This is a genomic window from Roseomonas sp. GC11 (assembly GCF_024437745.1).
Taxonomy (GTDB): Bacteria; Pseudomonadota; Alphaproteobacteria; order Acetobacterales; family Acetobacteraceae; genus Pseudoroseomonas.
Map to the genome: position 1 here is coordinate 17965 of NZ_JANFNY010000044.1, position 23947 is coordinate 41911.

The 23947-nt window shown below is 71.0% G+C and carries 22 protein-coding genes; 12 read left to right on the top strand and 10 right to left on the bottom strand.

From position 1 onward, the window contains the following. Window positions 1-96 precede the first annotated feature (96 nt). Window positions 97-351 (top strand): hypothetical protein, encoded by a 255-nt coding sequence (locus NON00_RS14555; RefSeq protein ID WP_256022356.1) that lies wholly within the window; start codon window positions 97-99, stop codon window positions 349-351. A gap of 99 nt (window positions 352-450) precedes the next feature. On the opposite strand, the gene NON00_RS14560 is transcribed toward NON00_RS14555, so the two are convergent. Beyond that, window positions 451-2031: a DUF697 domain-containing protein gene (locus NON00_RS14560; protein ID WP_256022357.1), complete on the bottom strand. Its 1581-nt coding sequence runs from the start codon at window positions 2029-2031 to the stop codon at window positions 451-453. 66 nt (window positions 2032-2097) lie between these two features. On the opposite strand from NON00_RS14560, the gene NON00_RS14565 reads away from it, so the two are divergent. Then, entirely contained in the window at window positions 2098-2862 is a 765-nt protein-coding gene (locus tag NON00_RS14565; RefSeq protein ID WP_256022360.1) for a hypothetical protein, read from the top strand. A gap of 127 nt (window positions 2863-2989) precedes the next feature. Here the strand turns inward: NON00_RS14565 and NON00_RS14570 are convergent, their stop codons facing one another. Beyond that, the gene (locus NON00_RS14570) at window positions 2990-4327 is read right to left on the bottom strand and encodes an FAD-binding oxidoreductase (protein ID WP_256022362.1); all 1338 of its coding nucleotides are present in this window, start codon (window positions 4325-4327) and stop codon (window positions 2990-2992) included. A gap of 258 nt (window positions 4328-4585) precedes the next feature. Between NON00_RS14570 and NON00_RS14575 the strand changes: the two genes are divergently transcribed. Together NON00_RS14575 and NON00_RS14580 are read left to right on the top strand one after the other, a co-directional pair. Then, entirely contained in the window at window positions 4586-5527 is a 942-nt protein-coding gene (locus NON00_RS14575; RefSeq protein ID WP_256022364.1) for a glyoxylate/hydroxypyruvate reductase A, read from the top strand. Continuing rightward, window positions 5527-6297, top strand: coding sequence for a class II aldolase/adducin family protein (locus tag NON00_RS14580; protein ID WP_256022365.1), 771 nt, complete (start codon window positions 5527-5529; stop codon window positions 6295-6297). The genes NON00_RS14575 and NON00_RS14580 overlap by 1 nt, the downstream gene beginning before the upstream one ends. A 116-nt stretch (window positions 6298-6413) precedes the next feature. Here NON00_RS14580 and NON00_RS14585 read toward each other — a convergent pair whose 3' ends face one another. Next, a complete protein-coding gene (locus NON00_RS14585; RefSeq protein WP_256022366.1) occupies window positions 6414-8060 on the bottom strand; it encodes an ABC transporter substrate-binding protein in 1647 nt (548 codons plus the stop codon). Between the two features lie 308 nt (window positions 8061-8368). Between NON00_RS14585 and NON00_RS14590 the strand changes: the two genes are divergently transcribed. Genes NON00_RS14590 through NON00_RS14625 form a run of 8 tightly spaced genes read left to right on the top strand, consistent with a single transcriptional unit; the run spans window position 8369 to window position 17883 of the window. Further along, on the top strand, window positions 8369-9145 hold the full coding sequence (locus tag NON00_RS14590; protein WP_256022367.1) for a class II aldolase/adducin family protein: 777 nt from the start codon (window positions 8369-8371) through the stop codon (window positions 9143-9145). Between the two features lie 11 nt (window positions 9146-9156). Then, window positions 9157-10842, top strand: a complete 1686-nt coding sequence (locus NON00_RS14595) for an amidohydrolase (RefSeq protein ID WP_256022368.1) — start codon at window positions 9157-9159, stop codon at window positions 10840-10842. Window positions 10843-10846: 4 nt separating this feature from the next. Continuing rightward, complete coding sequence (locus NON00_RS14600) at window positions 10847-11788, top strand: ABC transporter permease (protein ID WP_256022369.1); 942 nt, start codon at window positions 10847-10849, stop codon at window positions 11786-11788. 21 nt (window positions 11789-11809) lie between these two features. Then, window positions 11810-12685 carry an ABC transporter permease gene (locus tag NON00_RS14605; RefSeq protein ID WP_256022370.1) on the top strand — a complete coding sequence of 292 codons (876 nt, stop codon included), beginning with the start codon at window positions 11810-11812 and terminating at the stop codon, window positions 12683-12685. A 39-nt stretch (window positions 12686-12724) separates the two neighbouring features. Beyond that, a complete protein-coding gene (locus NON00_RS14610; RefSeq protein ID WP_256022371.1) occupies window positions 12725-14317 on the top strand; it encodes an ABC transporter substrate-binding protein in 1593 nt (530 codons plus the stop codon). Window positions 14318-14342: 25 nt separating this feature from the next. Next, window positions 14343-15776, top strand: a complete 1434-nt coding sequence (locus NON00_RS14615) for an amidohydrolase family protein (protein ID WP_256022372.1) — start codon at window positions 14343-14345, stop codon at window positions 15774-15776. Continuing rightward, window positions 15776-16819, top strand: coding sequence for an ABC transporter ATP-binding protein (locus tag NON00_RS14620; protein ID WP_256022374.1), 1044 nt, complete (start codon window positions 15776-15778; stop codon window positions 16817-16819). Before NON00_RS14615 ends, NON00_RS14620 begins: the two co-directional genes overlap by 1 nt. Continuing rightward, window positions 16816-17883 carry an ABC transporter ATP-binding protein gene (locus NON00_RS14625; protein ID WP_256022375.1) on the top strand — a complete coding sequence of 356 codons (1068 nt, stop codon included), beginning with the start codon at window positions 16816-16818 and terminating at the stop codon, window positions 17881-17883. Before NON00_RS14620 ends, NON00_RS14625 begins: the two co-directional genes overlap by 4 nt. 100 nt (window positions 17884-17983) lie before the next feature. Here NON00_RS14625 and NON00_RS14630 read toward each other — a convergent pair whose 3' ends face one another. The 7 genes from NON00_RS14630 to NON00_RS14660 all read right to left on the bottom strand — a co-directional run bounded on the left by NON00_RS14630 (window position 17984) and on the right by NON00_RS14660 (window position 23854). Further along, complete coding sequence (locus NON00_RS14630; RefSeq protein WP_256022376.1) at window positions 17984-18292, bottom strand: hypothetical protein; 309 nt, start codon at window positions 18290-18292, stop codon at window positions 17984-17986. Beyond that, complete coding sequence (locus tag NON00_RS14635) at window positions 18289-18582, bottom strand: toxin-antitoxin system protein (protein ID WP_256022377.1); 294 nt, start codon at window positions 18580-18582, stop codon at window positions 18289-18291. The genes NON00_RS14630 and NON00_RS14635 overlap by 4 nt, the downstream gene beginning before the upstream one ends. Window positions 18583-18684: 102 nt before the next feature. Beyond that, window positions 18685-19866 carry a lipid-A-disaccharide synthase gene (gene lpxB, locus NON00_RS14640; RefSeq protein WP_256022378.1) on the bottom strand — a complete coding sequence of 394 codons (1182 nt, stop codon included), beginning with the start codon at window positions 19864-19866 and terminating at the stop codon, window positions 18685-18687. After that, the gene (locus NON00_RS14645; protein ID WP_256022379.1) at window positions 19863-20747 is read right to left on the bottom strand and encodes a carbon-nitrogen hydrolase family protein; all 885 of its coding nucleotides are present in this window, start codon (window positions 20745-20747) and stop codon (window positions 19863-19865) included. The genes lpxB and NON00_RS14645 overlap by 4 nt, the downstream gene beginning before the upstream one ends. Further along, the gene (locus NON00_RS14650; RefSeq protein WP_256022380.1) at window positions 20744-21346 is read right to left on the bottom strand and encodes a GNAT family N-acetyltransferase; all 603 of its coding nucleotides are present in this window, start codon (window positions 21344-21346) and stop codon (window positions 20744-20746) included. Before NON00_RS14650 ends, NON00_RS14645 begins: the two co-directional genes overlap by 4 nt. A gap of 94 nt (window positions 21347-21440) precedes the next feature. Next, window positions 21441-22076 (bottom strand): isochorismatase family protein, encoded by a 636-nt coding sequence (locus NON00_RS14655; protein WP_256022382.1) that lies wholly within the window; start codon window positions 22074-22076, stop codon window positions 21441-21443. Between the two features lie 194 nt (window positions 22077-22270). After that, window positions 22271-23854, bottom strand: a complete 1584-nt coding sequence (locus tag NON00_RS14660; protein WP_256022383.1) for an ABC transporter substrate-binding protein — start codon at window positions 23852-23854, stop codon at window positions 22271-22273. Between the last annotated feature and the right edge of the window lie 93 nt (window positions 23855-23947).

A 23947-nucleotide genomic window follows, 5' to 3' on the forward strand; every position in this document is an offset into this window, starting at 1 on the left:
TGAGAATGAGGCGCAGCGCCACGCTCCAGGCGTGGAGGGTGGTGTTAGCCTCCGGGCCGGCGGGGCAACCCGCCAGCCACCGCGCAGAGAGATGACATGCTGAAGACGCTCGCCGCCACGGCCCTGATCACCCTGTCCCTCGTCCCCACCGCCTTCGCCGCCTGCTCCCCCGATGACGCCATGCTGAAGGCCTCCGCCATCGCCGAGGCCCTCGCTTCCAAGACCCAGGGCAAGGCCCAGGGCGTCGCCGCCATCATGACCGAGATGAACGCCGCCGTCGGCGACGGCAACGTCACCGAAGCCACCTGCACCAAGCTCGACGCCCTGCTCGACCGGGCGAAGAAGCTGTAAGTCAGAACAGAAAAGTTCTTTTTTGGAAAAAAGAACCAAAAAACTTTTTTCCACCGGCGCCCCGCCTTCCTGGCAAGGCGGGGCGCGCACGGAAAACAATCAGGCGGGGGGCGCTTTCGCCTTTTCGCCCCAGCTTTCCCAGAAGCGGCGGAAGCCTTCCTTCAGCTCGTCGCCCTCGGGCATGTGGCCCTTCGCGGCGTGGAAGCGGCAGAGATATTCCGTGAAGCCATAGCCCAGGCCATAGGTCGTGCTCGCCGCGATCGTCGCGGTGATGGCGCCACCCAGCAGGCTGCCCACGCCCGGAATCAGCTTCAGCACCTGCCCGGCCACCATCCGCCCCCCCGCCGAGGTCGCCAACGCGCCGGCCAGGCTCGCCGCCAGGGCCAGCATGTTGTCGCGGTCCATCGCCACGCCCATCGCCACGGCGATCGCCGCCACCATGCCGACATTCACGGCGAAAATACCCGCCGCATCGGCCACCGGCACCGGCACGGCGGCGGCGGCGGCGGCCGAGGCCGCGGCGCCCGCCGCCAGCTTCAGCGCCCGCCGCCGCTTGCGCTCCAGATCCACCTGCTGCGCGGCGATGAAGGCGGCCTGCCGCGCCTCCGGCAGCACCTGCTCCGTCGCGGCGATCAGCTCCGGCAGGCCGAAGGGCGCGCGCTCCTCCCAGGCCTCGGCCAGGACGCGCACGATGTGGCGGGCCTCCGGGATCTCCGCCCGCACCGTCTCCTGGAAGGCGCGCGGGCCGATCGCCTTGGTCAGGATCACCACCGCCGGAATGCCGTGCCGGGCGCAGAGCTTCGCCACCTGCCGCTCGCCCTCCTCCACCCGCGTCCCCGGTTCGCTGATGCAGAGCCACAGGAGGTGGATGCGCTGGTCGAACTGCCTGCTGGCATTGCCGCGCTCGATCTCGGCCTCCAGCGCGGCGAGGGTGGGCTGGAAGGCCTCCATCTCCAGCCCCTTGGTGTCGCAGAGGCGGACGGGCAGGTGCGGCGGCTCGAACCAGGCGATGCCCTGGGTGACGGGGCGGCCCATCCCCGTCTGCGCCACCGCCGCGCCGAACACGGCATTGACCAGCGTGCTCTTGCCCACCCCCGTCTTGCCGGCCAGCAGGATGTTCACCTTGCCCATGCGCTGCCGCTCCTGCTCTGCCTGTTTCTGGAAATCCACGAGCAGCGGCGCCTGCCCGATCACCTGCCCGATGGCTGAGAACCAGTCCTGCACCCGTGGCCCCTCCCGCCCTGTCTCCTGCCGGTAGATGGGGGCGGAGAGCGGCAGGCGCATCCGCCGCGCGCGCGCCAGCAGCGGTGCCCGCAGCCGCGCCACCGCCAGCGCCAGCCCGCCGAGCGGCGTGGTCTCGCCCTGGCCCAGGCGGTCCAGCACCAGGGCTTCCAGCTCGGCCAGGGTGGCCTCGGCGGGCGGGGCGTGGCCGGCCTCGCGCAGGGCGGCGGCGGCAAGGTCCGGCTGCGCCGCGCCGAAGCCGCCCCCCGCCGCGTGGTGGCGGATGGCGCGTTCCACCGCGGCGGCCAGCACGGGCGGGGTGGCGCCGGGTGGGGGCGGCGGCGGGTCCTGCTCCGGCAGGCGGCGCAGGGCGGCCTCCACCGGGCGCAGCGCGCGCGCCGGCACGGCCAGGAACAGCCCGGCGAGGTCGAGCAGGAGGTCGGCGTGGTCGTCGTCCATGCGGGGCCCGGCTTGTGTTTTGCCCTGAGGCTAACAAACTCCGCCGGCAGGTCGAGGGAGGCGGGCATGGTGGAAGGACCGCTATCGGGGGCGGCGGGCGCGGCCGGGCGGCAATTGGGCGAATGGGCCGCCGCGCGCTGGGGCGCGCCGATCCGTGAGGCTTTCGAGAGCGGCAAGGGCCTCTCCGGCCCGCTCGCCCGCGCCCTGCTGGACGGGGCGGTGGTGGAGCAGGTGGTGGGCGCGGTCTGGCCCTCCTTCGCCGTGCTGGCGGCGCTGCTCGGGCTGCACGCGCTGGCGGTGTGGCTGGGCGCGCCGGAGCTGGAGCGGGTGGCGACGGGGCTGGTGGTGCTCGGCGCGCTGGGCTGGACGGTCTATGGCGTGGTGGCGGGGGCGCGGGTGGCGGCGCCGCATCTGCGGCTCTGGGCGGTGACGCGGCTTTCCCCGGTGGCGCAGGCGCGGCTGGTGCTGTTCCGCCTGATCCGCGCCGAGCATGAGCGGGCCCGCGCCCTGCTGCCGGGCGATGGCATGGCCGGCACCCTGCTGCGCGCCGCGCTGGACGAGATGGAGCGCCGCCTCGACCTCTCGCCCGGGCGCGCCGCCTTCGCCCTGGCGGATCATCTGGCGCCCGTGCTGCTGCGCCACCTGCTGGGCCGCCTGGGCCTGCTGGTGGCCCCGGTGGCGGGGGCGCTGCTCTACTACCGCTTCGCCATTTATCCCGGCCTGCTCTCGGCCACGGGCATGGGGCCGTGGTCCATCGCCCTCTACCCCGGCGCCGCCGCGCTGGATGCGGCGTTGGGCACGGAATGGCGGGCGATGCTGCTGATGCGCTGAAAGAGAACGTTCTTTTTTGAAAAAAAGAACCAAAAAACTTTTATCAGTTTGGCGTCCCACCGTGCCGGGAGACGGCGGCAGCCTGGAAAAGTCTTTTTGTTTCTTTTTCTTCAGAAAAAGAAAAAAATTATCTCTTTCGCTCCATCCAGTCCTTCAGCCGGTACCAGTTGCCGACCATGGGGAGAAACCAGGGGGAGCCGCTGTAGCCTGGCAGGGTGGGGAAGGGCAGGCTGTCGAGGGCGAAGGGGGTTTCCTGGTTGCCGGCGAGCTTCAGCGCGGCGTTGTGGCCGAGCCATGTGGCCATGGCCACGCCCGAGCCCTGGCAGCCGGCGGCGTAGTGGATGCCTTCCTCCACCCCGATATGCGGCAGGAAGTCGAAGGTGAAGGCGACATTGCCCGTCCAGGCATGGGTCAGCCGCGCCTCGGCGAGGTCGGGGAAGACGCGGCTCATCATGCGGTGGAGGATGGGCGCGGCGGCGGGGGGGATGATGGGCGCGAAGCTGGCGCGCCCGCCCCAGAGCACGCGCCTGCCATCCGGCGAGGGGCGGAAATAGCTCAGCACCCGGCGGCTGTCGCTGATGACGTGGCGGCCGGGGAAGAGTTCGTCCATCACCTCCGGCTCGAGTTCCTCGGTGGCGACCATGTAGGAGGCGACGGGGATCACCCGCCGGGCGAGCCAGGGCATGGGGCTCCTGCCATCGGTGCCGCGGGTATAGCCGTTGGTGGTGACGAGCACGGCATCGCTCAGCACCGGGCCGTGCGTGGTCTCGACGCGGAAATGCAGCCCTTCCTGCGTGATGGCCAGGACGCGGGTCTGGTCCATCAGGCGGGCGCCGGCGCGCTCGGCGGCCTCGGCCATGCCGCGGGCGAGCTTGGCGGGGTGGAGGCTGCCCGCCGCTTCGGTGAAGAGGCCGCCATGGTAATAGTCGCTGCCCAGCACCTCGCGCTGGCGGTCGGGCGGCAGCATGTGGGTCGGCTGGCCTGTCAGCTCGGCGATGAGGGGGGCCTGGCGGGCCATGGCGTCGTAATGCGCCGGGGTCCAGGCGGGGGTGAAGCGGCCGCAGCGGACATAGTCGCAGCGGATGGCCTCGCGCAGGATGAGATCCTCAAGGAAGGGGAAGCTGTCGGCGGCGGCCTTGGCGATGGCCTGGGCCACCGGGGGCGGCAGCTTGCTGCCGAGCACCGATCCGGCCAGCTTCAGCCCGCCCGAGACCATGCCGCCATTGCGGGAGGAGGCGCCCCAGCCGATCCGCTCCGCCTCCAGCAGCAGCACGTCCTGGCCCAGCCGCGCCAGGGTCAGCGCCGCCGAGAGCCCGGCATAGCCGCCGCCGACGATGATGACGGTGGCGCGGTCCGGCATCTCGGGGGCTTCGTCCCCGCTGTCGCGGGGGAGGGGCTCGGCCAGATCCCACCAATAGGGCTCGGTCTTGAAGCCGGGGGCGAAGAGGGTCTGCAGATTTGTCATGCGGATCTCGGCGTCTCGGCGTTGGGCGTCAGGGGCGGGGCATCGGGGCGTGTGGTCGCGGGGCAGGCATCAGGGTCGCGCCGGGGCATGGCGCATGGCAAGGCTTTGCACATGCCTTGCACAGGCTGGTTAATCGGTTGGCTTTCCTGCGCCTCGAAATGCTGCCGGTGGCCGTGGCGGGCCTCCCGCCCCCCCTGGACGGCGGCGCCCCCGCCGGGCAGGTTCCCGCCGCATTGCAGCAGAGGGACAGGCAGCAAGGTGGTGAAGATCCTGGTGAAGTCCGGTGGCCTGGCGGCTGTGCCCGAGTGGCGCGCCGCGCTGTCGGCGATCGACCCCCGCTTCTCGGCCCATTGGTGGCAGGATGAGAGCGTCCGCCCCGAAGAGGTGGATTACGTCGTGGTGTGGGAGCCGGAGCCGGGCTGGCTGGCGACCCTGCCGAATCTGCGGGTGGTGTTCTCCTCCGCCGCCGGGGTGGACCACATCACGCGCGACCCCTCCTGGCCGCGCCACCTGCCGCTGGTGCGCATGGGCGGCGATGCCGTCTCCCAGCGCATGGGCGAGTTCATTTCCTGGTCCTGCCTCTCCCTGCTGCGCGACGCGCGGCATTACGCGCTGTCGCAGGCGCAGCGGGTGTGGGCGCCGAAGGAGGTGCCCTTCACCGCGCGGGAGCGGCGCGTGGGCATCATGGGCCTTGGCAACCTGGGCAGCCAGGCGGCGAAGATGCTCCAGGGCCTGGGCTTCCAGGTGCAGGGCTGGGCGCGCTCGCGCAAGGAGCTGCCGGGCGTCGTCAGCTTCGCCGGGGCGGCGGAACTGCCGGCCTTCCTGGCCAGCACGGATATCCTGGTCTGCCTGCTGCCCTCCACGCCGGAGACCAACGGGCTGATCAACGCCGCCCTGCTGGCGCAACTGCCGGCCGGGGCCGCGCTGGTCAATGCCGGGCGCGGCGCGCATCTGGTGATCCCGGACCTGCTGGCGGCGCTCGACTCGGGCCATCTGGCCAGCGCGGTGCTCGATGTCTTCCCGGAGGAGCCGCTGGCGGCGGAAAGCCCGCTCTGGGCGCATCCGAAGATCATCGTCACGCCGCACGCCGCCTCGCTGCCCAGCCGGGCGGAGCGGGCGCGCTATGTCGCCGCCGCCATCGCCGATTTCGAGGCGGGCCGGCCGCTGCCCAATCTCTACGACCACGCCCGAGGCTATTGATGGCCCTGCCCCCGCCCCCCGTCCGCCCCGACCCCGCCCGCCCGCTGACCGAGCGGGAACTGCGCGAGGACCTCGCCTGCGCCTACCGGCTGCTGGCGCATTTCGGGATGACGGATCTCGTCTACACCCATCTCTCGGTGCGCGTGCCGGGGGAGGGGCATCGCTTCCTGGTCAATCCCTACGGGCTGATGTTCGAGGAGATCACCGCCTCCTCCCTGGTGGTGGTGGATGCCGAGGGCGCGCCGCTGCAGCAGACGAGCTGGCCGGTGAACCCGGCCGGCTTCGTCATTCACTCCGCCGTGCACCGCGCGGTGGAGCGGGCGCAGTGCGTGATGCACACCCACACCCTGGCCGGCATGACCATCGCCGCCCAGGCGGGCGGGCTGCTGCCGCTCAACCAGATGAGCATGGAACTGCACGACCGCGTGGCCATCCATGAGTACGAAGGCATCGCCGCCGACGACAACATGGAGGAGCGCGACCGCATCGTGCGCGACCTGGGTGACAGGCCCTGCCTGATCCTGCGCCACCACGGGCTGCTGACCATCGGCCGCACGGTGGGGGAAGCGTTTTACTGGATGTATTATCTGGAACAGGCCTGCCGCATCCAGGCGGCGGCCCAGGCGACCGGCGCCCCCCTGGCCATGCCGCCGCTGGAGGTGGTGCAGCGGGTGCGCGCCCAGGCGGCGGACTCGCCGGTGAAGGGCTGGCTGCCCTGGCAGGCGCTGAAGCGGAAGATGGACCGGGAACAGCCGGGATACCGCGACTGAGAAAGAGGAGCGGGGGCGCCGCCCCCCCACCCCCGCCGGGGAGGCAGGGCCTCCCCGGACCCCGCCTTCAGTCTGGCGTCCCGCTTGGACGGGAGACGGCGGCAGCCTGAAAAAAATTATTTTTTCTCGACGTTCCAGAACACCGGCACCGTGGCCGGCAGCAATCCGCTGAGCGTGGCGCGCCAGGCGGCATTGGTGCGGAACTGCCCGGCATTGATATAGGGCAGCACCTCCGTCGCGCGGGCCTGCACCGCGTCCAGCAGCGCGGCGCGCTTCGCCGGGTCGGCCTCCTCCCACCAGGCGCGGCGCAGCTCTTCCAGCTTCGCGTCGCAGGGCCAGCCGGGCAGGCCACCCTCGCAGGGGCTGGCCAGGAAGAGGTTGGAGAGCGGGCTGCCCGCATCCAGCGCATTGGCGATGGTGACGAAGAGGTTCCACCCGCCCTGTTCCGGCGCCTCCCGCTTGTTGCGGCGGACGGTGACGCTCGCCCAGTCCAGCGTCACCACATCCACGTTGAAGCCGGCGCGCTTCATCTGCTCCGCCAGCACCAGGGTGGCGCCATTGTTCAGCGGCAGGTCGGCGCCGTTGAGGAAGACCACCGGCCGCCCGTCATAGCCGGCCTCGCGCAGCATGGCGCGGAGGCGGGTGGTGTCCGGGTTCCGCAGGCCGGTGGCGCCGGCGGCGCTCTCCAGCGGCGTGCCGCACATGAAATAGGCCGGGCAGAAGGCGATCTGGTCCTCCGCCGGGATGCCCATGCCCTGGAGCACTTCCTTCTGGTCGATCGCCTGTAGCAGCGCCTGGCGCAGGCGCGGGTCGTTGAAGGGCGGCTGGCTGTGGTTCAGCCGCAGCCAGGCCATGCTGCCCACCGGGTTGATCAGCCCCACCGTCACGCCGCGCGCCCGGCGCAGCATGGGCAGCAGGTCCGGCGCCGGGTGCTCGACAAAGTCGATCTCGCCATTGGCCAGGGCGCTGGCGGCGGTGGCGGCATCGGGCATGGCCAGCCACTCGACGCGCTCCACCTTCACCACCTTGCCGCCGGCCAGGCCATCCGCCGGCTCGGGCCGCGGGCGATAGGCGGGGTTGCGGCGATAGACCGCGCGGTCCCCCACCCGCCAGTTCTCGCGCTCCATGATGAAGGGGCCGGAGCCGGTGGGGTCGGTGATGGCGGTGGTGGCCGGGGTGGCGGCGATGCGCTCGGGCATCACGAACAGCGCGCTGGCGGTGGGGCGGGCCAGCGCCTCCGTCACCAGCCCGAAGGGGCGGGAGAGGGTGAGGGTGAAGCTGCGCGCATCCTCCACCTCCAGCGCGGCGGTGGCGGCGGCCAGGGCCTTGCCCACCACGTCGCGCTGCGCCCAGCGGCGGATGGAGGCCACGGCATCGGCCGCGCGCACGGGCGTGCCGTCATGGAAGGCCAGCCCCTCGCGCAGGGTGAAGCGCCAGCGCAGCCCGTCCTCGGAGCGGGTGACGCTCTCCACCATCTGCGGCCGCGCCACGCCCTGGCTGTCGAGGGCGAAGAGCTGGTCATAGACCATGAAGCCGTGGTTGCGGACGAAGGCGGCGGTGGAGAGCACCGGGTCGATGCTGGTCAGCTCGCTGCTGAGCACGACGCGCAGCGTCCCGGCAGGAGCAGGAGCGGGGGCCTGGGCGCGCGCCGCCGGGGCGAGGGGCGCGGCGGCGAGGGCGGCGCCGGCGCAGGCCGCCAGCAGGGCGCGGCGCAGCGTGGCGGGGAAGCGCTCGGACACGCTCTGGAGCACGCTCTGAAACACGGGGCTTCATCCTTCCTGTCGGTGGGCGGAGGATGGCAAGAAGCGCGCCAGCGCGGCAAAATCCCCGGCGGAATCCCGGGCGGGGTTGTTGCGCTGACGTTTTTCCCAGGCTATGGCTTGGAAGTATCGCAGGGCGCGCGGTGGCCGCGCGCTGCGATGCCACCCCTGCCCGCAGGAAGGGCGGGGAAGGCAGGGTTTTGCCTGGGGCACGGGCAAGGCGGTTTTTGCTGCGCCGCAAAGCTGCATGCGCATGGTTGACGCGCTTTCCCCCGGCTGATGACATTCCCTCAACCTGAGGGAGTTCGGTCATGAACATCGCCACCCCGCCCGCGCGCATCGCCTGCTCCGAGGAGGAATGGCGCGTCCGCTGCGACCTCGCGGCGCTCTACCGGCTGGTCGCGCATTTCCGCATGACGGATTTCATCTACACCCACATCAGCGCGCGCGTGCCGGGGCCGGAGCACCACTTCCTCATCAACAAGTATGGCGTGCTGTTCGAGGAGATGCGCGCCTCCGACCTCGTGAAGATCGACCTGCACGGCAATGTCGTGGAGGAGGCGCCGGAGTCGAAGCCGGTGAACGCGGCGGGCTTCACCATCCATTCCGCCCTGCACATGGCGCGGGAGGATGCGGTGTGCGTGGTGCACACCCACACCGCCGCCGGCATCGCGGTCTCCGCCCAGAAGCACGGGCTGCTGCCGATCAGCCAGCACGCGCTGAAGTTCTACGGCCACCTCGCCTATCACGGCTATGAGGGCATCGCCCTCGACCTCGACGAGCGCGAGCGGCTGGTGGCCGATCTCGGCCAGCACCGCGCGATGATCCTGCGCAACCACGGCCTGCTGGTCACGGGGCGCAGCATCCCCGAGGCCTTCAACATGATCTACTACCTGGAGCGCGCCTGCCAGGCGCAGGTCGCCGCCCTCTCGGGCGGGGCGGAGCTGGTGCTGCCGCCGGAGGAGGTGCGGCTGAAGACCGCCGCGCAGTTCAACGGCGACCCGAAGAAATCTCTGGAGCACAGCGAATGGGCCTGGGCCTCCGCCCTGCGCCTGATCGAGGGCAGCAAGTCGGACTGGCGCCAGTGAGTGCACAGACGGTGAGCGCAGGGATGGGGGGCGCCGACCTCCTCCTCACCGGGCGGATCTTCCGCGGCCTGGAGGGCGGCTTCGCCGAGGCGCTGGCGGTGAAGGATGGCCGTGTCCTGGCCGTCGGCACGGCGGCGGAGGTGGCGCCGCTGGCCGGCGCCGCCACGCGCCGCGTCGATCTCGACGGGCGTGTCGCCATCCCGGCCTTCAACGAAGCGCATATGCACCTGCTGCCCTATGGCCTCGGCCTCGCGCAGGTGAATCTGCGGGCGGAGGAGGTGCGCACGCTGGACGAGGTGCTGTCGCGCCTCGCCGCCGCCGCGCGCGGCACGCCGAAGGGCGGCTGGATCCTCGGCCGCGGCTATGACCATGGCGAGCTGGATATCGGCCGCCACCCGCTGGCGGAGGAGCTGGACCGCGCGGTGCCGGACCATCCGGTGCTGATCACCCGCACCTGCGGGCATGTGGCGGTGGCCAATACGGCGGCGATGAAGCTCGCCGGCGTCAGCCACAACACGCCCGACCCGGAGGGCGGCGCCATCGAGCGCCGGGGCGGCCGGCTGACCGGCCTGTTCCAGGAACGCGCCATGCGGCTGATCCGCGACATCATCCCCGCGCCCTCCGAGGCGCGGATGGTGGACGCCATCGAGGCGGCCGGGCGCAACCTGGCCGCGCTCGGCTTCGCCTCGGCCAGCGACATGAATGTGGGCATGACGGCGGGCCTCGCCGAGATCGCCGCCTATCGCCGCGCGGAGGCCGAGGGCCGCCTGCTGCAGCGCATGTGGCAGGTGCTGGCGGGCAACCCGGAGGGCATCGCCGCCGCCGCCTGGGAGGCGGGGCTGCGCCCGAATGTCTGCGCGGGGCCGACGGCGGAGGCGCTGCTGGCCTGGGGCGCGGTGAAGGTCTTCGGCGATGGCTCGGCCGGCGGGCTGACCGCCGCCTTCTTCGACCCCTATCTGGAGAGCGCCGGCGGCGGCACGGGGATTTTCTGCTTCCCCGACGCGACCATGCACGCCCTGCTCCGCACCTATCACGAACAGGGCTGGCAGCTCGACATCCACGCCATCGGCGATGCGGCGATCGAGCAGGTGCTGGCGGGGATGGAGGCGGCGGACAGCGCGGCGCATCCCATCGCCGGGCGGCGCCACCGCATCGAGCATTGCGGCTTCCTCCATGCCGGCCAGCGGCGGCGCATGCTGCGCCACGGCATCCTGCCCGTGCCGCAGCCGGTCTTCATGTATGAGTTCGGCGATCTCTACGTGAAGAATCTCGGCCTGGAGCGCGCCGAGGTGGCCTATCCGATGAAGACCTGGCTGGAGGAGGGGCACCACCCCGCCGCCTCCTCGGACAGCCCGGTCTGCACGGTGGACCCCTTCATCAACCTCTACAGCATGGTCACGCGGCGGACCAACCGCGGCACGGTGCTGGGCGCGGCCGAGGCGCTGACGCCCGAGCAGGCGGTGCACTGCTACACCTGGTGCGGCGCGCACAGCCAGTTCGCCGAGGCCGAGCGCGGCACGCTGGAGCCGGGCATGCAGGCCGATATCGCCATCCTCTCGCGCGATATTTTCGCCTGTGCGCCGGAGGAGATTCTCGCGACGCAGGCGGATCTCACCTTCCGCGGCGGCCGCGCGATCTTCGACCGCCACGGCGAGGCCGCCTCCCTGGCCTCCCCCCTGGCTGGCGCGGCGGACTGAGCCCATGCTGCGCCACGTCCTGCAGCGCCTGCTGACGACGATCCCGGTGATGCTCGGGGTGCTGCTGATCGGCTTCCTGCTGATGCAGGTGGTGCCGAACGACCCCGCCATCGTCCGCGCCGGCCCCACCGCCACGGCGGAGCTGGTGCAGGAAATCCGCCGTGAACTGGGGCTGGACCAGCCGCTCTACGTGCAGTTCGGCATCTATCTCTGGCGGCTGCTGCAGGGCGATCTGGGCGTCTCCATCATCAACAATGTCGCGGTGACGCAGGAGCTCGCCGGCACCATCGGCCCGACGCTGGAGCTGATGTTCGCCTCGCTCTTCTGGTCCATCCCCATCGGCATCGCCATGGGCACCATCGCCGCCTACTGGCGCGGCTCGCTGCTGGACCGCGCGGTGACGGCGTTTTCCGTCGCCGGCGGCTCGGTGCCGGTGTTCTTCCTCGGCCTGATGCTGATCTGGTATGTCGGCTTCCAGTGGCAGCTGCTGCCCTTCACCGGGCGCGGCGGGCCGCTCTGGACGCTGGAGGGCTGGCAGTCCATCGCCCTGCCGGCGCTGACGCTGGGCGGCACCTTCATCGCCCCCGTCGCGCGCATGACGCGCACCGCCGTGCTGGAGGTGCTGGGCGCCGAGCATGTCCGCACCGCCCGCGCCAAGGGCCTCTCCGAGCACGCCGTGGTGCTGCACCACGCGCTGCGCAACGCGCTGATCCCCGTCGTCACGCTGATCGGGCTGCAGATCGGCTTCCTGCTCGGCGGCGCCGTGGTCACCGAGACGGTGTTCTCCTGGCCGGGCGTCGGGCGGCTGGCGGTGGGGGCCATCCTCTCCTCCGACTTCCCGATGGCGCAGGGGACGATCATCGTGCTCTCGCTCGGCTTCATCATCGTCAATCTGGTGGTCGATGTGCTCTATGCCGCGCTCGATCCGCGCATGCGGGGGGGCTGAGCCTTGTCCGGGAGCAACGCCATGGCCGCGCCGACCGCCGCCCCCGCCGCCGCCGCCCCGCCGCGCCGGCCGGGCCTGATGAAGCGCCTGCTGCGCGAGCCGGTGGCGGCCCTCGCCTTCCTGGTGGTGGCGCTGCTGGTGGGCGCCGCCCTCCTCGCGCCCTGGCTGGCGCCGACCGACCCCTTCGACAACAACCTGGGCGCCGCCATGGCGGTGCCGGGCACGCCGGGCCTGCCGCTCGGCGCCGACAGCCAGGGGCGGGACATGATCACCCGCCTGCTCTTCGGCCTGCGCATCACGCTGATGATGGGCCTCGCCGCGGTGCTGCTGGGCGGCCTCGGCGGGGCGGTGGTGGGCTTCGCCGCCGCTTTCTACAGCCGCGTGGACGGGCTGCTGATGCGGCTGATGGATGTGCTGCTCTCCTTCCCGGCCATCCTCTTCGGCCTCGCCATCGCCGCCATCCTGGGGCCGGGGATCCCGGCCGTGGTGCTCGCCCTCTCGGTGGCCACCGTGCCGCTGATGGCGCGCATCGTGCGTGGCGCCGCGCTGGTGGTGATGCGCCAGGACTATATCGAGGCCGCCCGCGCCACCGGCATGAGCGATGCCCGGCTGATCCTGCGCCACCTGGCGCCCAACTGCCTCTCGCCGGTCTTCGTCTTCGCCACGCTGCGCTTCGGGCAGGTCATCCTGCTCGGCTCGGCGCTGTCCTTCCTCGGCCTCGGCGCGCAGCCGCCGGTGGCGGAACTGGGGGCGATGGCCTCGGAGGGGCGCAACTTCCTGTTCTTCGCGCCGCATATCGCGGTCATCCCCTGCGGGCTGATCTTCGTGGTGGTGCTGGCCTTCAACCTGCTGGGGGACGCGCTGCGCGACGCGCTCGACCCGCGGCTTCGTGTCTGACGCAAGACGGCCCGCCAAGGGCCCATGGGAGACGAGTGCATGAGGAAGACCTTGGGGGCCGCGCTGCTCTCGCTCGCCGCCGCGGTGCCGGCGGCGGATGCCCTGGCCCAGGCCGCGCCGCGCGACACGCTGGTGATCCTGCGCGAGATCGACGCCGACCGCTACGACCCCGCGCGCTCCACCGCGCGCGGCGCGGGCGAGGTCATCTACATGATGGCCGACACCCTGGTCTCGCTCGACTTCGACCAGAAGACGGTGCGCCCGGCCCTGGCGGAAAGCTGGACCGTCAGCCCCGACGGCAAGCTCTACACCTTCAGGCTGCGCCAGGACGTCACCTTCTGCGACGGCAAGAAGCTGACGGCGGCCGATGTGGCCTATTCGATCAACCGCTGGATCGCGCCCGAGACGCGCAGCCCGGTGAAGTGGCGCGCGGGGCCGGTGAAGGAAGTCCGCGCGGTGGACGACTACACCGTGGAATACGAGCTGACCGAGCCCTATGGCGAGCTGCTCTACCAGCTCACCCTGTTCTTCGCCTCGATCGTCGACAAGGACACGGTGGAGAAGCTCGGCGCCAATTTCGGCGTGCAGGGCTTCAACGGCACCGGCCCCTATTGCTGGCAGTCCTGGACGCCGCGCCAGGAGCTCGTGCTCACGAAGCACCCGAACTACAGCTGGGGCCCGCCGATCTACCAGAACCGCAGCCCGCAGATCGGCAAGGTCATCTGGCGCATCATCCCGGAGGCGAATACCCGCCTCGCCGCGCTGCAGACCGGCCAGGGCGACATCACCCAGTATGTGCCGCCCTTCGCCGTCGCCCAGCTCCAGCGCGTGCCGGGGATCAAGCTCGCCACCCAGCCCAACTACTTCTGGGACTGGTTCATGGGCTTCAAGGTGGACAAGCCGGTGATGAACGACCCGGCGATGCGCCGCGCCATCAACATGGCGATGAACCGCGAGGCCATGGTCAAGGCCGTGTTCTTCGGCGCCGCCGAGCCGGCCTCCGCCTACCTCAACCCCAACACCATGGGCTATGACGCGGAGGCGGCGAAGCTCGTCCCCGCCTTCGACCCCGAGGGGGCGAAGAAGCTGCTCGACGAGGCCGGCTGGAAGCCCGGCGCCGACGGCATCCGCGAGAAGGACGGCCAGCGCGCCAGCTTCAACGTCTATGGCATCCAGGGCGCCGAGTGGCGCCGCCTGACCGAGGCGATGCAGGCCGACCTGCGCCGCGTCGGCATCGAGCTGCGCATCCAGCTCTGGGACGCGACCGTGGCCTGGGGCAAGCTGGCGACGCAGGAATTCGACAGCTTCGTGATGTCCTATCCCTATATCTCGGCCACCGACGGCTTCTCGCTCTACTTCGACGGCGCCAACCGGCCGACGCCCAACCGCATGAACTGGAATGACGAGGCGACCAACCGCCTGCTCTCCACCGCCAAGACGGCGCTGGACGCGGAGGCGCGCGCCAAGGCCATCGCCGAGGTGCAGCGCATCGTCAGCACCAACAATGTCTGGTTCCCCGTCGCGCGCGAGAATCTCTATGTCGCCGCCGCGCAGCGGGTGGAGGGCGCGCGCGCCCATGGAATCTACGGCGTCGGGCTCTACAAGGGCCTCGACCTGCGCCTGACGCGCTGAACCGCTGGAAGGAAGGGCAGGGGACATGACCACCACCGTCATCCGCGACGCCGATCTGGTGATCGCCTGGGACGCCACGGCGCGGCAGCATCTCTATCTGACGGATGCCACGCTGGCCTTCCGCGACGGGCAGATCACCTTCGTCGGCCGTGGCTATGACGGGCCGGCGGAGGAGGTGATCGACGGCAAGGGCATGATGGTCATGCCCGGCCTCGTCAACATCCACTGCCACCCTTCCAGCGAGCCGCTGAACAAGGGGCTGATCGACGAGATCGGCTCCCCCGGCCTCTACAATTCCTCCCTCTACGAATACATGCCGATCTTCCGCGCGGATGCGGAGGCCGTGCCCTCCTGCGTCCGCGTGGCGCTGTCGGAACTGCTGCTCTCCGGCGTCACCACGGTGGCCGATCTCTCCATGGCGCACCCCGCCTGGCTGGACCTTCTGGCCGAGAGCGGCATGCGCGTCTGCATCGCGCCCATGTTCCGCTCCGCCCGCTGGTTCACCAAGAACGGCCATGTCGTCGAATATGAATGGGACGAGGCCGCCGGCGAGAAGTCGATGGACGAGGCGCTGCGCCTGATCGAGCGCGCGCAGCAGCACCCCTCCGGCCGCCTCTTCGGCATGGTGGTGCCGGCGCAGATCGACACCTGCTCCGAGACCCTTCTGCGGGAAAGCTTCCAGGAGGCGGCGAAAAGAAACCTCTCCTGGCAGATCCACGCGGCGCAGAGCGTGGTGGAGTTCCACGAGATCACCCGCCGCAGCGGCTTCACCCCGATCGGCTGGCTGGACAGCATGGGGCTGCTCTCGGAACGCTCGATCATCGGCCACGGCATCTTCCTGGACGACCACCCGAGCACCCGCTGGCACACCGAGAACGACCTGGACCGCCTCGCCGCCACCGGCACCACGGTGGCGCATTGCCCGACCGTCTTCGCCCGCCGCGGCATCGCCATGCGCTCCTTCGGCCGCTACCGCAAGCGCGGCGTGAACATGGGCGTGGGCACCGACACCTATCCGCACAACATGCTGGATGAACTGCGCCTCGTCTCCTACCTCGCCCGCACCCAGTCGGGCGATCCGCGCAGCCTGACCTCCACCGATCTCTTCGACGCCGCCACCATCGGCGGGGCGCAGGCGCTGGGGCGGGAGGATATCGGCCGCCTCGCCCCCGGCTGCCGCGCCGATTTCGTCATGGTGGACGTCACCCACCCGCAGATGCGCCCGGGCCGCGACCCGATGCGCAGCCTGATCTACGCCGCCGGCGACCGCGCCATCCGCTCCGTCCATGTCGAGGGGCAGATGCTGGTGAAGGAGGGCAAGGTGATGACCATGGATTATGAGGGCGCCGCCGCCCATCTGCACGAGGCGCAGAAGCGCATCATCGACCGCGCGCCGCAGCAGGACTGGGCGCACCGGCCGGTGGACAAGATCTCGCCCCCGACCTTCCGGTGGGCATGATGGCCCCGGATCTGCTTCGCCAGGATCTGCTTCGCCAGGATCTGCTGCCACCCGATCTCCTGCGCGTCGAAGGGCTGCGCACCAGCTTCCGCACCTCCGCCGGGCTGGTGCGCGCGGTGGATGGGGTGGACCTCTCCGTGCCGCGCGGCCGCACCCTCGGCATCGTGGGGGAGAGCGGCTGCGGCAAGTCCATGCTCTCCCTCTCCATCATGCGCCTGGTGCCGCCGCCGGGCCGCACCACCGAGGGGCGCATCCTGCTGGAGGGGCGCGACCTGCTGGCGCTCTCCACCGCCGAGATGCGGCAGGTGCGCGGCGGGCAGATCGCCATGATCTTCCAGGAGCCGATGACCAGCCTGAACCCGGTCCACACTGTCGGCCGGCAGATCACCGAGGCGATGCGCGTCCATTCGCCGAAGGCCAGCGCGGCGCAGCTGCGGGAGGAGGCGATCGCGGCGCTGAAGCGCGTGCGCATCCCCTCGCCCGAGCGGCGCTTCGATGAGTATCCGCACCAGCTCTCCGGCGGCATGCGCCAGCGCGTGATGATCGCCATGGCGCTCGCCTGCCGCCCGCGCCTGCTGATCGCCGATGAGCCGACCACGGCGCTCGATGTCACCGTCCAGGCCCAGATCCTCGACCTGCTGCGCGAATTGCAGGAGGAGACGGGCATGTCCATCATCCTCATCACCCATGATCTCGGCGTGGTGGCGGAAATGGCCGATGAGGTGGCGGTGATGTATGGCGGGCGCGTCGTCGAGCGCGCCTCCGCCCGCGCCCTCTTCGAGGACCCGCAGCACCCCTATACGCTCGGCCTGCTCGGCTCCGTGCCGCGGCTGGATGAGGAGCGGGAGCGGCTGCTGGCGATCGACGGCGCCGTGCCGCCGCCCTTCGCCTTCCCCGAGGGCTGCCGCTTCAATCCGCGCTGCCCCTTCGCCATCGGCCCCTGCCGCGGCGAGATGCCGCCGCTGCGCGAGATCGTGCCCGGCCATGCCGCCGCCTGCCTGCGCGCGCCCATCGAGAACTCCCTGGCCATGGAGGCCGCATGACCCGCCTGCTGGAGGTCGAGGGCCTCGCCAAGCACTACCCCGTCAAGCGCGGGCTGATCCTGCAGAAGCAGGTGGGGGCGGTGCGTGCCGTCGATGGCGTCTCCTTCCACCTCGACAGGGGGGAGACGCTGGCGCTGGTGGGCGAGTCCGGCTGTGGCAAATCCACCACCGCGCGGCTGGTGCTGCGGCTGATCGAGCCGAGCGCCGGGCGCGTGCGCTTCCAGGGCCAGGATGTGACGCAGGCGCGCGGCGCGGCGCTGCGCGCCCTGCGCCGGCAGATGCAGATCGTCTTCCAGGACCCCTATGCCAGCCTGAACCCGCGCCTGACGGTGGGCGACGCCATCGCCGAGCCGATGGCGGTGCACGGCCTCGGCGATGCCGCCAGCCGCCGCGCCAGGGTGCAGGAACTGCTCCGCCTCGTCGGCCTCCAGCCCTTCCATGCGGAGCGCTACCCGCATGAATTCTCGGGCGGCCAGCGCCAGCGCATCGGCATCGCCCGCGCCCTCTCGGTGGAGCCGGAGCTGGTGGTGTGCGATGAGCCGGTCTCGGCGCTGGATGTCTCGATCCAGGCGCAGGTGGTCAACCTGATGAAGGACCTCCAGGCGCGGCTCGGCCTGTCCTACCTGTTCATCGCGCATGACCTGGCGGTGGTGAAGCACATGGCGGACCGCATCGCCGTCATGTATCTGGGCGCGGTGATGGAGGTGGGGGGCAAGCACGCGCTCTTCGCCAAGCCGCTGCACCCCTATACCCGCGCCCTGCTGGCCGCCATTCCGCACCCGGACCCGGCGCGGCGCGGCCGCGTCACCCCGCTGGGCGGCGATGTGCCGAGCCCCATGGCCGTGCCCCCCGGCTGCCGCTTCCACACCCGCTGCCCCTTCGCGCAGGAACGCTGCAAGGCCGAGGTGCCGGCGCTGCGCCCGGTGGGGGCGGAGGGGCAGCAGGTGGCCTGCCACTTCGCCGAGGCCCTGCCCGATCCGGGGCTGGACTATACGGGCGGGCTGACCGAAGCCGCGGCGAAGCGCCTCGCGCTCTATGACGCGGCGCGGCGCAGGGCAGCCTGAAGCAAGAGGTTCTTTTTTGAAAAAAAGAACCAAAAAACTTTTTTTCAGTGCAGCGTCCCGCTGCGACGGGAGACGGCGGCAGCCTGAAAGAAAAAGAAGATTACTTGCCTTTCTGGATGATATCCCAGGCCGGATTGCTTCCGCCGGGCGGCTGGAAAATGGCGAAGCGCACGCCCGGCTGGGTATTGCCGATGGTGATGGTGTATCCGCCCGCCACCTGATCCAGCGTGGCGTCATCGAGCGGGGGGCTGGCCTGCCACAGCGCCCATTCCTCCGCCGTGAGGCTGAGGCCGGCGCCCTGGGCGATGGCCAGGGCGTCCTCCACCGTCAGGCCGGGCCGGCAGAGCGCCTCCGCCAGGGCCGGGTGCTCGGCCCGCAGGCGGGCCAGGGTGTCGGGGGTCTGGCTCATGGGGTGATCGTCGCGAAATCGTCGATATCGGTGATGGGGCCGGGGGCGATGGGCTGCTGCTGCGCCAGCTCGCCCAGCTGCCAGCCGCCGGCGATGCCATCGAGCTGCGCATCATCCAGCGCGGCATGCTCCGCCAGCAGGGCGGCCAGCGCGGCGGGGGAGGCGGTAAGCCCGGCCTCCCGCAGCAGGCGCCCCGCCTCCTCCAGGCCAAGGCCGGGGGTGGCCAGGCGGTCGCGCAGGCCAGGATGGCCGGACAGCGCGGCCTGCAGGCGCGACACGTCGTCGCTCATGGCATTCCTCCTCTGGCATTCCTCTTCGGGCAGCCACGGGGCTGCGGGCGCCGGAGAGGAAGCTAGGGCAGGCCGGGGGTCCCTGTCCCGGAGGGGTTGCCTCTACTTCTGTGCGCCCTGTCTCACCAGCATCTCAAGCACCGCGGCGGCGGCGGCCTCGCTGGGGATGCCGCCGGGCGGGCGCAGCCCGTCCATCACGCGGGCGAAGCCCTCGCGCTGCGCGGCGGCGGCGGCCGGTTCCTCCAGCAGGCGGGCGAGGCCGGCGGCCAGCCGCTCCGGCGTGCAATCCTCCTGGAGATATTCCGGGATCACCGGCGCATCGGCCAGGAGATTGACAAGGCTGACATATTTCACGTGGATCAGCCGCCGGGCGATGGCCGCCGTCAGCGGGTTCACCCGGTAGCCGACGATCATCGGCACCCCGGCCAGCGCCACCTCCAGCGAGGAAGTGCCGGATTTGATCAGCCCCACGCCATTCTCCCGCGCGGCGGCGAAGGCATCGTATTTCTCGGCCACACCGCGCAGCAGGAGGGGCTGCACCGGCCAGCCCGCCACCCCCTCCCGCACCGCCGCCTCCACCGGCCCGGCCAGCGGCATGACGGGCCGCAGGCCATGGGGGGCCAAACCGGGCATCCGGGCGGAGAGCGCCGCCAGCGCCGCGCCGAAGACGGGCAGCAGGCGGCGGATCTCGCCGCCGCGGCTGCCCGGCATCACCAGCAGCACCCGCTCCTCCGGCCGCAGCCCGTGGGCGGCGCGGAAGCGCGCGGCATCGCCCTTCTCGGCCCCGGATTCCAGGATGGAATGGCCGACGAAGCGCACCGGAATGCCCGCCTTCTCGAAGAAGGGCGCCTCAAAGGGCAGCAGGGCCAGGATGCCATCCACCTGCCGGGCGATCTTCTTCACGCGCCCGGGCCGCCAGGCCCAGACCTGCGGCGCGACATAGTGCAGCACCGGAATGCCCATGGCCCGCGCCCGCGCGGCGACGCGCAGGGTGAAGCCGGGGCTGTCGATCGTCACCACCAAAGCGGGGCGGCGGGCGGCGATGTCGGCCGTCACCTCGTCCAGCCGGCGCATCACCCGGCGCAGCTTGGGCACCACTTCCAGGAAGCCCATCAGCGCCAGTTCGCCCAGCGGGAAAAGGCTGGCGAAGCCCTGCTCCGCCATGCGCTCCCCGCCCAGCCCGGCGAAGGCCAGATCCGGCCGCTGCCGGCGCAGCGCGGCGATGAGGCGGGCGCCGAGCATGTCGCCCGAGGCCTCCCCGGCGACGAGATAGACCAGCGTCATGCGAAGGCCGCCGGGCGCGGGGTGGGGAAGGGGGCGGGCCAGTCCCGGTGGTTGAACACCGCGCCCTCCCGCCGCACGGCCGCGATGCGCGCCGGGTCGAGATCGGCATAGACCCATTGCGCGGCATCGGCCGCGCCCTGGGCGATGACGCCATCCTCCGGGAAGCCGCGGTCGATCGGGCCATAGACGGCGGCGGCGCCGCGGTTCTGGTCCAGCGCGGCGGACCAGGGGGCCTCCCCCACCGTGGGGGAGACGGCGACGAAGCACTGGTTCTCCAGCGCCCGCGCGGCGGCGGAGAAGCGCACGCGGTTGAAGCCGTGCTGCGTGTCGGTGCAGGTGGGCACCAGGATCAGCCAGGCCCCGGCCTCCACCTGGGCGCGGACATGGCCGGGGAATTCGCTGTCGTAGCAGATGGACAGGCCGATGCGGCCCCAGGGCGTGTCGAACACCGCCGGCGCCGCGCCGGCGGAGACGCCCCAGCGCTCCGCCTCGAAGCGCGTCATGGCGTGCTTGTCCTGGAAGGCGGCGCGGCCCTCCGGGTCGATCAGCGGGGCGCGGTTGCGGATGGCGCCATCGGCGTCGCGCATGGGCAGGCTGCCGGGCACCAGCCACAGCCCGGCGCGCCGCGCGGCGCCGCGCATGGCTTCCAGGATGGCGGGGGCGGCGGCGACCAGGGCGGCGAGTTCCTCCGCCTCCGTCGCCGGGGAGAGGCCGCACAAGGCCGAGCCGAGTTCGGCGCAGGCATATTCCGGCATCACCGCCATCCGGGCGCCCTGGGCTTTCGCCTCGGCCAGCCAGCGGTCCAGCTTGGCGGCCCAGGCGGCCACGCTCTCCGGCCGTTCCACCGGGTATTGCATCAGGGCGAGGCGCAGCATCGTCATGGCAGGGGGGCGCCGTCCAGGCTCTTGATCCAGAAGGAGAGGGTATGCGGCTGCTCCGCCGCCTCGCCCGGGCCGCGCCAGGAGAAGGTGCAGGTCAGGCCGGGGTAGGGGGTATAGCCGCGCTTGCGCCAGAAATCGTCCAGCGGGACGTAGTCGGCCGGGCGGCGGGGGTCCGCCGGGTCGCGCCGCACGGCGCAGAAGGTGGCATAGGCCAGGCCCAGCGCGCGCGCCTGCGCCTCGCGGTGGCGGAAGAAGGCCACGCCCGCGCCCTGGCCGCGATAGCCCCGGCGCAGCACGCTCTCGCCGAAATAGCAGAAGCGCGCCGGGTCCAGCCCGGCCGCGGTGAAGGCCCCCCGCACCGTGGCGTGGGTGCCTGCCATCGGCTCGCAGGTGGCGATGCCCACGGGGGTCTCGCCATCGCGGCAGACCACCACGGCGGCGCCGGCGGACTCCGCGTAGCTGCGGAGATAATCGGCCTCGTAAGCCTCGTCGCCCTCGTAGAGATAGGGCCAGTCGCGGAACACCTCGATCCGCAGCCGCGCCAGGGCGGGAAGCAGGGGATGCAGGGCCGCGCCCTGCAAGGTTTCGAAGGTCAGCATGGGTTGGAAGTAGGGGAGAAGGCAAAGAGGGGGAAGGCTGGGGGAAGGAATTCCCCCAGGCTCCCTTCTTTTTTCTGCCCCCTTCTTTTTTCTATCAGTGGGGGGTGTTTCGGTGGGACCAGCGCGCGATGGCGGCGATGGCCTGGGCGCTGTCGATGATGTCGGCATAGCGGCGCCCGACATCGCGCAGATTGGCGGCATGCGCCTCCGCGTCATGGTCGCCCACGCAATCCTCGGCGACGAAGGTGCGGAAGCCCAGGCTGAAGCAGTCATTCACGCTGGCGCGCACGCAGCCGCTGGTGATGCAGCCGGTGACGATCACGCTATCCACCCGCTCCCGCGTCAGGATGGCCGCCGCCGGGGTGGCGAAGAAAATGGAGGGCGCGGATTTCACCAGCACCACATCCGGCGCCTCGGCGGCGATGCGCGGGTCCAGCTCCGCCTCCGGCTCGCCGGGGCGGTAGGTGGAGACGGCGGCGATCTTCCAGTGTGGCGCCGCGCGCGGGCTGTCATAGGCGTTGACGCAGGCAATCACCGGCAGCCCCGCCTGCTTCGCCGCGCGCATCACCCGCACCGTGTTTTCCACCGCGCGCTCCACCATCGGTGCGCCCCCCAGCGGGAAGGCGGCCTCGGTGAAGCCGCGCTGGAAATCCACCACCACCAGGCCCGGCTTCTCGCCAAAGCCCAGTTCCCGGCTGCCATAGCCGCGCTGCTGATAAATATCGCCCATCCGGGTCCTCCCCTCGGTGGACCGGCCTTTCCTCCGGGGGGATGGAAGCGGAAGAAGCAGGAAAAGAAAACGTTCTTTTTTGAAAAAAAGAACCAAAAAACTTTTTCAGTGTGGCGTCCCGCCGTGCCGGGAGAGGGCGGCAGCCTGAAAAAGTCTTTTTGCTTCTTTTTCTTCAGAAAAAGAAGATGCTGCCATTAAGCGTTTTTCTCCATTTCCCAGAAGAACTGCACGGGCGCCAGCACCATATTGGTCAGGCTGCTGCGGTAGGCCATGGGCTGCTGGATCAGCCCGGCGGGGGCGTAGGGCACCACCTCGAAGGCGCGGCGCTCGATCTGCGCGGCGATGTCCTTTTGCTGCGCGGCGTTGTCGGTGGCGATCCACTGGTCGCGCAGGCTCTCCAGCGTGGCGTCTTCCGGCCAGCCGAACCAGGCGGCGGCGCCATTGGCGCGGATGAGCGGGTGCAGCGCCGGGTTCAGCACATCGGCGCCCGACCACAGCGTGTGGAAGACCGACCAGCCGCCCTGCTCCGGCGCGCCGCGATTGGCGCGCTTGCCGATGAAGCTGGCCCAGTCGGTGGAGATGAACTCCACATTCATGCCGAGCTTCTTCAGCAGTTCCTGCGTGACGAGGGACTGGTTGTAGGCGATGGGCTGGTCCGCCGGTGCCAGCAGCACGACCTTTTCGTTGTTGTAGCCGGCTTCCTTCAGCAGGGCGCGGGCGCGCTCCAGATCGGCCTGCATGGCCTCCGCCCCGCCGGCGCCGGTGGACATGGGCGAGCCGGGGGTGAAGAAGGTCTTGGCCTCCTGGTAATAGTCGCGGCTGCCGACGACGGACTGCATGTAGTCCGGCTGGCGCATCGCCATCATCACCGCGCGGCGGATGCCCGGGTTGTTGAAGGGCGGTTGCAGGTGGTTGAAGCGCATCAGCAGGATCAGGCCGAGCGGCACATTCTGCACGATGATGTCGCGGCTGCGCTTGATCACCGGCAGCAGGTCCACCGGCGGTTGCTCGTACCAGTCCACCTCGCCCTGCACGAGGGCGCCGACGGCGGCGGAGGCCTCGGTCAGCGCCAGCCACTCGATGCGGTCGATCCGCGCCACCTTGCCGCCGGCGGCCCAGGAGGGGGCTTCCTCGCGCGGGGTGTATTTCTCGAAGCGGGTGTAGATGGCGTTCTGCCCCGGCACCCATTGCCGGCTCTCGAAGCGCCAGGGGCCGGAGCCGATGGCCTCGCTGATCGGCTTGAAGGCATCGGTCTGGGCGATGCGCTCCGGCATGATGAAGGGCACGTTGGAGGAGAGCTTGCCGAGGGCGGCCGGCAGCATCGGGAAGGGTTTCTTCAGGTCGATGCGGAAGGTGCGGGCATCGATGGCGGTATAGCCGGCGGCGAAGCCGGCGAAGGTCTGGCCGAAGGCGTCGCGCTTGCTCCAGCGCTGGATGGAGGCGATGCAGTCGGCGGCGGTGACGGGGGCGCCGTCATGGAAGAACAGCCCCGCGCGCAGGTGGAAGGTCCAGGCCAGCCCATCCGGCGCCACCTGCCATTCGGACACCATCTGCGGCCGGATGTTGAACTGCGCATCCGTGGCGAAGAGCGTGTCGTAGACCAGATAGCCGTGGTTGCGGATGACGTAGCTGGTGGCCACGATCGGGTCGAGCGAGGGCAGCGGCGTGGAGGGGATGAAGCGCAGCGTGCTGCTCTTGCCGCCCTGGGCGCGGGCGAAATGGGGCAAGGCGAGGCCCGCTGCGGCCCCGGCCAGAAGCTGCCGGCGATGGATGCTCATTGCTGTTCACTCCAGGATGGGCCACGGAGGGCGGGGTCCGGGGAGGCCCTGCCTCCCCGGCGGGGGTGGGGGGGGGGGGGGCCCCCCGCGTCG